We start from the raw sequence: 12,767 nt of genomic DNA, 5'->3' as shown, positions 1-12,767 counted from the left end.
AGATGGCCGACCTCTTTCTTATTATGCTTGGTTAGTGCGGAAGAATGGAAGCTTCTGCGCAATGTGAATTAATCCGTATGCAAGAATTAAGCACATAAGAGGATTAATGAAAAATCCGTAGCGGTTAATTGCTAAGAATAAGTTTGAGAAGATAATGTAAATAATAGAACTTGCTACTAGCATCATAACGCGTTTATGTTTAAATGAATTTAGCATGAGGCAGAAGCTGCTCAAGAATGTACCAATGATAAACACTCTATGACATAGTTGCATAAAATTATGAATACGGTATTGGTCTACAGCAGGAGCTGTTTTGAATAACTCAATTGTTTTACCGACAGTGAACCAAGAGAACCAATAAGTGAAGTCCGTCTTAAATCCATTCTTGATTAATTCCTTTGCGTATGCACCTTTGTCATCTAAGCCTTTAGCTCTCATTTCATTTACTATATTTTCATAGCCAATTTTATTGAATGGATCTGCACCGGCAATCAGTGGATCTGCACCTTGGGTTGAGAATAAAATAAATTGGTTGAGCGCTAAATAGTTACGAACAACCCATGCGCCAATAATCAAGAACGGTCCGATAAACCATAACAATCCGATTCGAATGGAGTCTTTAAATCCATATGTAAATAACACAACAAGAACAGGAATGAGCATCATTGGAGCTGGATTTGGACGGAACATAAGTAAAATTGAAACGACAATTCCAAACCATATATGGAATTTCGTTTTATTGTATTTCCATGCGAGAACAAATACATATACACATAATGCCAATAAGAATATGGATGGAACTTCTGTTAGCAATGTACGGAAGTATGTATAGTTACTTGGATAAATAGCATATAAAATACTTGCAACAATTCCATAAATGTTTTTTTCGAACAATTCTTTTCCTATTAAGAATACCAATAGCACTGTGCAAAGGTTCATGATCATGTTAATAACAGTTGCTACGTAATAGTAAGGAATTGATGTAATATCAGAAATAATCATAGCGCCAGCTAATAGTAATGGCTGACCTGGTGTGATATATGCATTTTTCCCTGGAACTTCACTAGGTTCTAAATACACATAACCAAATACACCATGTTTTAATAGTTGTTCAGCTGTTAACGAATAGTTAAAGGCATCATTTGCACCATATGTTACTTTGACTAACTCTCCATCTAATCCTGGCTGTTTTACTAAACAAAAAACGTGCAACAGGAAAGAAAGCGCCAAAATTGCATATACCGCTTTAGGCAAACTCTTAAACTTAGTAAGCAAAAATGAGCAACTCCTTTTTTATTAATTCTTTCGTATTTTTATGTGAAATCTTTAATAGTATTAAGGATTTCCAAAACATAGTTATTATATCATAAAGTAGAATATCAAAATTAAGTTTTTCAAGAATGAGTAATTTGTATGTCACAATTTAACTGTTGATTAAGGGAATATTAAGACAATACATTTATAATAGAAGCAAGTATACAGACGAAATATGTAATATATGTTATTTTAATAGAAATAGTTCTTTCGATGCGGGGGAAATTAAGACATAGAAACGAGGGAATGAATTGAAGTATGGTTCTACACTTTTTCATCTTCCGAAAAGAAGTATATTAATTTCTAGCATTATAAGTAGTATGGTGACTTTATTAGTAATAACTATGCTGTTTATGATTTTAAAGGTTTTTAATTTAGACATGATGAAAGATCATTTAAATCAAAAGCTTATTTTAAGTGTTATGATGATTTTCATATGGGGCATAACATTTTATATTACGCATTTCAATAAAAAAGAGATGTCTATACCTAGGGTATCCCTGCGAGTGCATTTTATATTATTTTTGCTAGCTCATGCAGTAGCATTATTTTATATTGTAATGCAAGTTAATATGAGTTTCATAGAGACAATGAATTGGATTTACATTTATAATATGCAGTTTATATTAAGTTTTGTAGTAATTTATGCAATATATATTCTTGTATATAATTTAATAGGTAAGGTTTTTCTAAGTATGGTTTTATCTAGCTGTACGTTAGTCATTTTAGGTATTGTGAATTATTTGAAGCTTATTTTCAGAGGGGATCCGTTATATCCTTCTGATTTCACACAAATTACGCATATGCAATCTGTTATACCGATGGTGATGGACTATTTTAGCTGGAGTTATATTTTAATCATTATCGTAAGTATCGTGGCTTGTATTGTAGCAGGGATATATATGAGAAGGTATATTCAAAATGTAAAGATTCATCTAGGAATAAGAGCCTTATTAGTAGTAGGATCTATTTTTGTTCTATATGCGTACGGTAATTTTGCGAATACATTTATGAATAAAGTATTTCAAAAATCAGGTGTAGATTTTGTTTTGTGGAATCAAAATGAGAACTATGCTTCAAATGGTTTTGTACTGGGGTTTATTAGCAATTTAGATACAACAGTTATGGAAAAACCAAAAAATTATTCTAAAGAAAATATGCTTCAAATAGCAAACGATATAAAAAAACAATATAGTGGAAATATAGGGAACGAAAAGAAAAAAGAGAAACCGAATATTATTTTTGTAATGAGTGAATCGTTTTGGGATCCGACGAAAGTAACCAACCTTTCTTTTAGTGAAGATCCTGTACCAAATTTACATCATTATATAGAAAACTTTCCTGGTGGACAAACTATTTCTCCTACATTTGGGGGAAATACGGCGAACGTTGAATTTGAGGCATTAACGAGTTATTCAATGAGTTTGTTAAAGCCAGGTTCTATACCATATCAGCAGGTTATTACAAATAAGAAAGAAATTCCATCAATCCCGACGGCTTTGAAAAAAGAAGGCTATTACACAAGTGCAATTCATTCATTTGGACGCACATTCTTTAAACGTGATGATGTATATAAGGTGTTAGGATTTGATAAGTTTAATGCAGAGGACACGATGGAAAATGTGGATATTGATGGAGATTATATTAGTGATTTAGCGATGAGTGAAGAGATAATTGCTGAGTTAGAGAAACAAAAACAACCTACATTTATTCATGCAGTTACGATGCAAAATCATTTTCCATTTACAGAGGGCCGATTTGGTGAAAATCTAATAGAAATTAGCGGGCTAGAAAATGAAGAATCAAAGGGAGAATTAGAGACGTATACAGAAGGGTTAAGACGTTCAGATGAGGCTCTTCAATATTTAATAGAGCAACTAGATAATTTAGATAGACCTACATTATTAGTATTCTTTGGAGATCACCTTCCATCATTAGGAACAAATAAATCTTTTTATAAAGAAAATGGGTATATAACGAATGAAAAAACACCGAGTGAACGTTTAGCAATGGCGCAAACGCCGCTATTAATGTATGCAAACTTTGATATGCCAAATGATAATTTAGGTTTAGTAAGCCCAATTCATTTTTCTAATCTTATTTTTGATTATGCAGGGTTAAATAAATCCTCATTTTATCAATTTTTATCGGGACTTTACAAGGAAATACCAGTGCTTAGAGATGAATTAAAAGTTGATAAAAATGGGGAAGTAATCAATGATTTAACAAAGAAACAAAAAGAAATGTTAGAGCAATATAAAATGCTTCAATATGATTTACTCGTTGGAAATCAATATAGCAAAGAAATCCTCTTTTAATAAAAGAAACAAAAAGAACTTGTATAACGATACAAGTTCTTTTTTCATAGTATTTAACGGGGTAACCAGACAAGCTGGGTTTAGGGAGTATTACTTGTACATTTAGTATATATGAAAATGTAATCGTTTTATTTGTATATTTGTGAGAAATGTGTGAATTTTATGTTTTGTAAAAAATCGATTATGTTAACTTTCAATCTTGTATTGCAGTTGTTATGCATGTAAAAATTTTATCAGTTCTTTATTTAATTCATCCGCTTGATCGATTGGTGAACCATGGCCACTATTTGTAAGAGCATGTAACTGAGAATTTTTAATTCGTTGTTGCGTAAGCTCAGCACTTTTGTAAGGAATTAGTTGGTCGTGAACGCCGTGGAAGATTTTTGTTGGGACGTTAATTTTATTTAAATCTTTCGTTACATCTTCATTTGCAGCTGCTTGTAAAATTTTGATAAGGGCATAAGAAGCGGACTGCATACCGAGATAAGAAAACCATTCAAGGGTTGCAGCTCCTAAGTTTCTATTGAAAAAGGATAAAGATACATCATTTAAAAATTTTGGTAAATTAGCATACATTTGATTAATGAGAGCATCTGCTTGTTCTTTCGGTACACCGTAAGGGGACTCTTGATTTTTAACGAAAGAGGGGGAGACAGCGTCAATTAATGCGAGCTTAGAAATGCGGCGCCCATTATAGCGAGACATATAGCGAATAGAAAGAGCACCACCAACTGAGAAACCGACTAATGTAGCGTTCTCTACTTCGAGTGCTTCTAGAACAATTGCGATATCATCGGCTAATCGATCATACGTGTAACCAGTCCATGGCTTATCAGATTGCCCATTCCCTCGTATATCCATGGCGATACAGCGAAAGCCATGCTCTGGTAAAACATTGAGTTGATATTGATACATTTGATGATTTAAAGGCCATCCGTGAACGAAGAAAACAGTCTTACTACCTGGACCAGGATTAACGTCTTGCACAAAAATATGCACATCTTTCTCGACAGTAACAAACATAAATGTCCCCCTATTTTATGAATATGCTCTATCCCAAAAGCGTTGTTTTGTCATAGCTTTAATAAATTCATTTGCTAGTCGCGTAGGGTCTTGTTCTATTAAAACACCAGGCTTTCCTTCTATATTTAAAGATTGAATAATAGAAGAGCCGTTTTGGAAGGAGCCAATCGGCTTAAAGTGATTATATGATTCTACGACAAAGGAACTTGCTTTGTTAAGAAAATGATCATCCATCTTTCCGCCGATAAGAAGTAATCCATCATAAAGGAGTGGTGAGCCTGTTAAGAAAGTATCATTTACTTCCCAATGTCCATTTGACGTCCCCTGCACTATGCCTAATCGTTCGGAAACGATCACTGGTTGAAGACCTACTTGTTTGAACTGATTTATTATATATTGTGCGCTTGGCCCATCATATCCATTTGCAACAATGACACCTACTCGTAATGTATTAGGACTAAAGGTCGTATTTGCCATACTGAGTGCTGGAGATGATTTTGTAACGTTGGATTCTTGCACATTTGGGACTTTTGCTCCGAGAGCTTCTGCAACTAAAGTAGCCAATTCTGTACTAATATGTCCAATCATATCAACGACTTGTTGGCGGACAGATTTACTTTTGACTTTTCCTAATTCAAAGGAGAAAGCTTGTATAATATGGATTTTTTCGACGTGACTCATACTATTCCAAAATAAACGAGCTTGAGAGAAGTGGTCTTTGAAGCTAGCAGCAGTTTCCCTTGTTTTATGACCAGATACAGTAGAAGGATATGTAACGAACCCCCCCTTTGTCCCAGGTACAGTATAAGGAGAATTATTTGCTAAGGAATTGTTATGGTAGGCAACGTTTCCTTTGTCGATTATATATTTAGATGCACCATCTCTTTGATTGTTATGAAATGGGCATATTGGACGGTTAATCGGTAGTTCTTGATAATTTGTACCAACGCGTGCTAATTGTGTGTCTGTATAAGAAAAGAGTCTACCTTGTAAGAGAGGGTCATTGGTAAAGTCAATACCACGAATGATACTTCCAGGGTGTAGTGCCACTTGTTCAGTTTCAGCGAATACATTATCTACATTGCGATTTAAGGTCATTTTCCCAATGATTTTAACGGGAAAATCTTCTTCAGGCCAAATTTTCGTTGCATCTAATATATCGAAGCCGTATTTAAATTCGTCCTCTTCTTCTAAAATTTGAATGCCAAGTTCGTACTCAGGATAGTTTCCAGCATTAATATTTTCCCACAAATCACGGCGATGGTAATCTGGATCAGCACCACCTAGTTTTTGTGCTTCATCCCAAATTAACGAATGAACGCCGAGCTTTGGCTTCCAGTGGAATTTCACGAATCGTGACTTTCCATTTTTATTAACGAAACGAAATGTATGAACGCCAAATCCTTGCATCATTCGAAAGCTTCTTGGAATTGTACGATCGGACATAATCCACATCATCATTGCAGCTGATTCTTGATTATTGGCGATGAAGTCCCAAAAAGTATCATGTGCTGTTTGTCCCTGTGGAATTTCATTATGCGGCTCTGGTTTAAGGGCGTGAATAAGATCAGGGAATTTAATGCCATCTTGAATAAAGAAAATGGGAATATTGTTTCCTACTAAATCAAAATTTCCTTCTTCTGTATAAAATTTAACGGCGAATCCTCTTACATCTCGATTCGTTTCATTTGCTCCTTTTGATCCAGCTACTTCAGAGAAACGAATGAAAAGCGGTGTTTTTTTTGAAGGGTCTTGTAGAAAATGGGCCATTGTTAGCTCTTCTAAAGATTCATATAACTCAAAAATGCCATGTGCTCCGTATCCTCGTGCGTGAACGACTCGTTCTGGAATTCGTTCACGGTCAAAGTGAGAAAGTTTTTCTCGCATAAGGAAATCTTCTAGAAGGGTAGGGCCACGATCTCCAGCTGTTAAAGAGTTTTCATCATTTGAAATTTTAACACCTGTATTTGTTGTCATCTCCTTTCCTTCATTTTCACGCGTGAAAGATTGGAGTTGTTCTATCTTTTTATTTTTTTTGCCGTCCATAAAAACACCTCCCATAATATACGTATTATTGTTTATGGTTTTTATGCTTGTATATAGCATGAAGATGTTGCATCGTTGGGATGATTTTCCTCAAATTTGCGATTTATCTTTGTTTGTCTATGAAAATCATTTATTATAATAAATGGTATTCTTCGAGATATTATTTTGAAGGGGTGTTGAAGTGAAAGAAAGTTTTCTATCATATAAAGAAGAAGAAAGGAATGCAAAAATCCTTTTATGGGTGTTATATGTTATTGTTATTGTATATCAAATTTTCTATGCAATTGTATTAGACAATAAATCAATAATGGATAAGGGATACAACATAGTATGGCAAGTTATTTGCGGAGTAGCAATACTGTGCGTGAATATATATTTAATGAAAAAAGAGAAGGCAAACCTTGTTAAATATGCATGGATATTTGCATACATAGGGATAGAAATCGCTAATATATTTTCGTATATTTTTTATAATAAGGCGGCGTTTGATGCGACAAATATAATAGAAATTATTCTCATTTTCTTTGTACCCATATTTTTAAATAAAAAATTTTATGTAATCTTACTTTCTTCTATTGTAGGAAAATATTTAATTTATTTATTTGTATTAGAGGAAATAAAAGCATTTATGTTCCTTATTATGTGTACACTTATGTTAATAGCTGCATATATCATTTTAAACCGATTTTTACAATATCTTTCAGCTGTAAAGGAAAGTATTGCGATTGCTAGTGAATCACAAAAATTAGCAGTAATCGGAAAAATGGCAGCGACGGTTGGACATGAAATTAAAAATCCACTCGCTTCATTAAAAGGATTTACGCAATTACAAAGAGAGAAGCATGAAGAGGATCCTGTTTATAAACGTATGATCTTTGAAATAGAAAATATGAATAATATGATAAGTGAGTTGATGGAAGTTGCTACATGCAAGCCTTCTATTTATAAGAAACATGATCTAGGTAAAATTGTATTACAAGCAACAACAACTCTTCGCGAAAAAATGAATGAATTAAATGTGCAGCTTATTTCTAATGTGGGAGAACAAACAATAGAAGTTGAATGTGATGAACGAAGAATAAGAGGAGTCTTTCTATATACGATAAAAAATGCTTTAGAAGCAATGGAGCAAGGTGGCATATTACATTTACGGTTAGAAAATAAAGGGAAAGAGTATGTGATGATCAGCTTAATTGATAATGGTCATGGTATTAAGCAAGAAAACTTAGCCCGTGTTACAGAGGCCTTTTATACAACGAAACAAGATAAAATTGGTCTGGGTCTTACAGTAGCGAATCGAATTGTCGCCGAGCACCTTGGTGAGTTACATATTTCAAGTGAAAGAAATACTGGAACGAGAATAGACATTATTCTGCCAAGGAAGTGTGGAAATACTGAAATTCAAGTGGAAGAAAAGCTAGGAGTTACCATATGAATAAAGGCTATATATTTAAAAATGAAGAAATAAAGGCGTTGAAAGTATTTTTAAGTTTATTTTTTATTATATTTTTTGTGTATGATCTTGCCTATGAATTTATCGTACCTTTGATCGCGGGAGAGCAAGAAGGCGTAGGAAAGTTTGAAGATGGTTTAGGTTTATGGCTTTACTTTTTGATGGTAGTATTGTTTTGCATTGGAATATACTTTATGAAATGGAAGAATGTTTTTGCGGTAAAGTATATTATTCTAATTGGCTATAATGTATTAGATTGTATCCACAACATTATGATTTATTATGGTAGCGATGCGGAATTTGACGGTGGAAATATAGTAGAAGTATTTTTTATTTTGTTTGCACCAATCTTTGTGAATAAAAGATATTTCTGGTTAGTTCCAGCGATACTTGTCGGGAAGTACGCTTTTACAGGAATCATTATTCAATCTTCTCTCGTTTTAATCCCAATGGCATTATATAGTGTATTTACTATTATATGTTGGATTATATTTTTGAGGGTTCAGTCTTACGTTCGTACGCTTGAGATGATGGACAAAGAAATAAAACAAACAGAAAAACTAGCAGCTGTTGGAAAGATGGCAACGGTTATTGGTTATAAGATTAGAAGACCTTTAGCAAACTTAAAAAAACTTGTGAATAAACAAGCAGACAAGCATCCAGAGGATAAAATTTATAGTGATATTATGAAACAAGAAGTAGATCGGATTCATATAATTGCTACAGAACTTAGTGGATTTGAGAAATCTAAATCACTAGAATCAGAAACTCATAACATACAAGAAATTATCTCTTATGTTATTCGAGTTATGGAAAAGCCTGCTTTAAAACAAGGAGTCCACATACAAGGTATTTACAGTAAAGACTTACCATCAATTACATGTGATGAAAAACGATTAAAACAGGTCTTTTTTAATTTAATTAAAAATGCAATTGAAGCAATGTCAGTTGGCGGAACAATTACGATTAAAGTTACTGTAAAAGAAGGAATCATCGTTCAAGTGAAAGATGAGGGATGCGGCATTCCGAAAGATAAAATTCCAAAGTTAAACGAAGCCTTTTATACAACGAAAGAAACAGGAACTGGTCTAGGTTTAGTAGTTACAGAAAAAATTATTAAAGACCACAACGGTAAAATGAGTTTTGAAAGTGAAGTTGGGGTTGGAACGACGGTTGAGGTTATGTTACCACTGCATTAACTACAAAAAACATCACTTATTTGGAAGTGATGTTTTTTTATTTTATCCCGCTATTTGCCGGGCAGCCCGATTGGTGAGGGCTGATTAAAGTTTCACTTTATCTATAAAGAATGTATGATGTGTTTTTAATATCAAAATGTTTTTTGAAAGTTTTCATTATGGATTTTCCGGGGGGAATTTAGACTATAAAAATTAATTATTTTTTTCTAAAAAAACTATTTTCTTTTTTGGGTTTTAATGGTATATTCAAAACACGATAAATAAATTCCTATATTTGGCACACTATTCGAAAGGATAGGTCGCAAAGCTAAGAGTCTAAAGTAATGAAAATTACTATGATAGTCTGGTTGCAGTTTGGATTTTCACACATAGTTGTATGTATGAAAATCGAAGAGGCAACTGGACTTTTTGTTTTCTCAAAAAAAAATAAATGGGCACACTGTTCGAAAGAATAGGTCGCAAAGCTAAGAGTCTAAGGTAATGAAAATTACTATGATAGTCTGGTTGCAGTTTGGATTTTCACACATAGTTGTGTGTATGAAAATCGAAGAGGCAACTGGACTTTTTGTTTTCTCAAAAAAATAAATAGGCACACTGTTCGAAAGGATAGGTCGCAAAGCTAAGAGTCTAAGGTAATGAAAATTACTATGATAGTCTGGTTGCAGTTTGGATTTTCACACATGTTGTGATATATGAAAATCGAAAAGGCAACCAGGCTTTTTATTTTTTCAGAATACACATTATGATTGTAAATTTAGTCGATTAATACATTTAATATTCGGAATATTCGGTGCATGAAAAGCGAGGGAGGGAAGTACATTGCAAAATCAAATAGGGAAATTTGGACGTATACTTCTCGCTGGAGGAATATTATTTACACAAGTTGGTGTGCTAGACTACTCTGCAACGAAAGTTTATGCGGTTACAAATGACGAGCAAGGACGTTTTATCGTTCATATGGATAAACAAGAAATAAAAGTTGATGAAAATGTAGTATTAAAGATTACAAATACAAATAAACAAGATGCTAATATCGAGCTGAAATTATCTAATGAGCAGCTCTTTAATGAAGAAGAAACGAAAAAAATGAATGAAAATAATAAAGCGATTCAAAACATTTCAGTAACAGAAGATCACATTGTAAAAATTGAAAAGAATGAACAAAGTAATTCTATCGGTGACGTATATGTAGTCATTCAAATGAAAAAAGCTGGAGAGTACAAATTTGAACCGATAGTGAAGTTTGAAGGGAATGAAAAGAAAATTGAATCTCCTTCTCTACATGTTGTAGAGAAAAAAGAGGCTTTAAATGTAGCTATTTCTGATGAAAATCCAAAGGCTTCAGAGGAAGTTGTGAAAAAAGAAAAAAATGAAAAAGTAAAAGTATCGGAAGAAAATAAAAAACAAGAAATAAAGCCTACTAATGCTGAAGTTCCAAAAGAAACGAATACTTTAGAGAAAGAAAAGGTTAATGAAGAACTCGTATCAAAGGAAAATGAATTAAAAGAGAGCAATAAGGTAAACGAAAATAATCAGGAATTACCTGCTATTCAAGCTGAGAAGGTATTAAAGAGCCAATCTCTACTAGCTGCTAGTCCTGTTACAAGTATTCTTAGATATCCAAATGTAAAGGTAATAAATAATAGAACAGGTGAAGGGCCTTCTATCCCGGGTAAATATGCTTTTAGATTTGTTTGGAGCCCACAAGTAACATATGAGGTAAAGGGTAGTAGCAATGACAGAACTGGTCAAAGTCAATATACATTTAGAAATTCAAATAGAGAACAGTATGTATTAGTAAAAAAAGCTGGTGAATATCAAGGGAAATGGATTGATGTCCGTATTAATATTCACTCTATGACAGCTTCATCTGTAGATGTTAAAACACCAATAACTAAAGGTGATGCAAAAAACTTTTTACAATTATATGGGAACGGAAGGTCAGGACAAACTTATAATGCTTCCTTTGAATTTTATGAACACGGAACAAGTAAAAAAGTACCATTAACGGCAATGTGGAATTTCAAAAGGATAAATAGTTATAAAAATGTAACGTTACGTAATGATGGTAGTCATTTAACGAATTTATACGTGTATGATACGAGTTCAATTAGGTATCAAGACAAAGGGAATAATAAAATAGAGTTTTCTGGAACAGCAGGCCCAGTAGCTACTCCAGAAGCAGATATGACAATTACATTTGATAATTTAACAGAATTACCGCTAGAAGTTAGATTAAATGCTTCAGGTGTTAATGTATCATACGACCAATTAGCGATTGCACAAATTGAAATTCCAGCTCCAAGTGTAATAGGAGATATCGTGGAAGATAATTCCCGTCAACTTTCTTATAAGGTATATCAAAATATGCCTGCTCAATCGAAAGATATTCACTATGCGAAATCTTTTGTATTAGAAAGTGAAGTGAATAAGGATTTTACTGTGAATGATGTTTCCATTCAAGATGTGGAAAGTGGAGATGATGTAAGTAGCTTCTTTGATATTAGCAGGAAAAACAATAAGGTCACTGCGGTTGCGAAAGCAAATGCGCTAAAAACAGAAGAATTCAACGGGAAAATTTACGAGATGACAATTACAGGTTCTCCTGTAAAAGGTGCTGATGTAATGAAATATTATAAAGATGGTTATCTTGAAATACCGGTGTCAGCTAAAAACTATTTAGATGACGATAAGAATGGGCAAGATAGTAATCGAGATGGAATCGCAAAAATAAGGTATAAAGGTATTCCGACTGGGAAACCAGTCCCACAAAAAGTAGTGCAAGGAACAGATTTAACAAAAATGGATATTTCTAAATTTGTGACAGATTTATCTGTAGATACGAATTTGGATGTAGATAAACCAATATCAGTAATGAAGTTAATCAATATTCCGGATACAAAAACAATAGGGAATCATACTGTAACGGTTGTAATTGAAACGAAGCAAGGTGTACAAGCGGAGATTCAAGTACCGGTTACTGTCGTTGATGGGACTTTAAAGTTAGTAGACGTACCAAAAGAAATTACCTTTGGAGATGTAACAATTCCATCGAAAACAACGACATACACACCGAAGGCGATTTCAAATTCTTTAAAGGTAACCGATAATCGTGTTAAAAAGCAAAAATGGAGTGTATATGTAAAGGAAATTACACCATTAACTTCAGCGCAAAATGACACATTGAAGGGAGCGTTGATTTACAAACGAAATGGAAAGGATACACCTTTAAGTAATTCTAGTATAGAAGCATTCTCGTATACTTCTAAAAACGACGAGGAGGTTTCATTAAATTGGAAGGAAAACGAGGGAATTCATTTACAAGTAAAACCAGGGCCGAATGTCAAAGCAAATACAAAATATGCTGGACAGCTAGAATGGACATTAACCGATGCTCCTCTCTAAAAATATATA

7 protein-coding genes and 3 riboswitches are annotated in these 12,767 nt (G+C 33.4%); of the genes, 4 read left to right on the top strand and 3 right to left on the bottom strand.

What is annotated here, in order from left to right; translation table 11 throughout:
- Positions 1–21: 21 nt before the first annotated feature.
- Positions 22–1,275 (bottom strand): glycosyltransferase family 39 protein, encoded by a 1,254-nt coding sequence (locus NZ044_RS23545; protein WP_000956215.1) that lies wholly within the window; start codon positions 1,273–1,275, stop codon positions 22–24.
- Between the two features lie 290 nt (positions 1,276–1,565).
- On the opposite strand from NZ044_RS23545, the gene NZ044_RS23540 reads away from it, so the two are divergent.
- Positions 1,566–3,632, top strand: coding sequence for an LTA synthase family protein (locus tag NZ044_RS23540; RefSeq protein ID WP_000873640.1), 2,067 nt, complete (start codon positions 1,566–1,568; stop codon positions 3,630–3,632).
- 213 nt (positions 3,633–3,845) lie between these two features.
- On the opposite strand, the gene NZ044_RS23535 is transcribed toward NZ044_RS23540, so the two are convergent.
- Both NZ044_RS23535 and NZ044_RS23530 read right to left on the bottom strand, forming a co-directional pair.
- A complete protein-coding gene (locus tag NZ044_RS23535) occupies positions 3,846–4,655 on the bottom strand; it encodes an alpha/beta fold hydrolase (RefSeq protein WP_000498274.1) in 810 nt (269 codons plus the stop codon).
- A gap of 15 nt (positions 4,656–4,670) precedes the next feature.
- Complete coding sequence (locus NZ044_RS23530) at positions 4,671–6,701, bottom strand: catalase (RefSeq protein WP_000348754.1); 2,031 nt, start codon at positions 6,699–6,701, stop codon at positions 4,671–4,673.
- 181 nt (positions 6,702–6,882) lie between these two features.
- Between NZ044_RS23530 and NZ044_RS23525 the strand changes: the two genes are divergently transcribed.
- From NZ044_RS23525 to NZ044_RS23515, 3 genes are all read left to right on the top strand, one after another.
- Positions 6,883–8,136 carry an ATP-binding protein gene (locus tag NZ044_RS23525; protein ID WP_000664882.1) on the top strand — a complete coding sequence of 418 codons (1,254 nt, stop codon included), beginning with the start codon at positions 6,883–6,885 and terminating at the stop codon, positions 8,134–8,136.
- A complete protein-coding gene (locus NZ044_RS23520; RefSeq protein WP_001032631.1) occupies positions 8,133–9,353 on the top strand; it encodes an ATP-binding protein in 1,221 nt (406 codons plus the stop codon). The genes NZ044_RS23525 and NZ044_RS23520 overlap by 4 nt, the downstream gene beginning before the upstream one ends.
- Before the next feature lie 266 nt (positions 9,354–9,619).
- A riboswitch (cyclic di-GMP riboswitch) is annotated at positions 9,620–9,708 on the top strand.
- A gap of 68 nt (positions 9,709–9,776) precedes the next feature.
- A riboswitch (cyclic di-GMP riboswitch) is annotated at positions 9,777–9,865 on the top strand.
- Positions 9,866–9,931: 66 nt separating this feature from the next.
- A riboswitch (cyclic di-GMP riboswitch) is annotated at positions 9,932–10,020 on the top strand.
- Positions 10,021–10,172: 152 nt separating this feature from the next.
- Entirely contained in the window at positions 10,173–12,758 is a 2,586-nt protein-coding gene (locus tag NZ044_RS23515; protein ID WP_340950006.1) for a WxL domain-containing protein, read from the top strand.
- The last annotated feature ends 9 nt before the right edge of the window (positions 12,759–12,767 follow it).

This window comes from Bacillus sp. FSL K6-1338, assembly GCF_038006965.1.
In the GTDB taxonomy this organism is placed as follows: Bacteria; Bacillota; Bacilli; order Bacillales; family Bacillaceae_G; genus Bacillus_A; species Bacillus_A thuringiensis_S.
The sequence above is the reverse complement of the archived record's forward strand: the minus strand, read 5'-3'. Positions and strand labels throughout refer to the sequence as shown.

What these genes read in the sequence shown, in the direction of transcription:
- NZ044_RS23535 (WP_000498274.1), bottom strand. Translation starts at nt 4,655, where the DNA reads ATGTTTGTTACTGTCGAGAAAGATGTGCATATTTTTGTGCAAGACGTT.
- NZ044_RS23520 (WP_001032631.1), top strand. Translation starts at nt 8,133, where the DNA reads ATGAATAAAGGCTATATATTTAAAAATGAAGAAATAAAGGCGTTGAAA.
- NZ044_RS23530 (WP_000348754.1), bottom strand. Translation starts at nt 6,701, where the DNA reads ATGGACGGCAAAAAAAATAAAAAGATAGAACAACTCCAATCTTTCACG.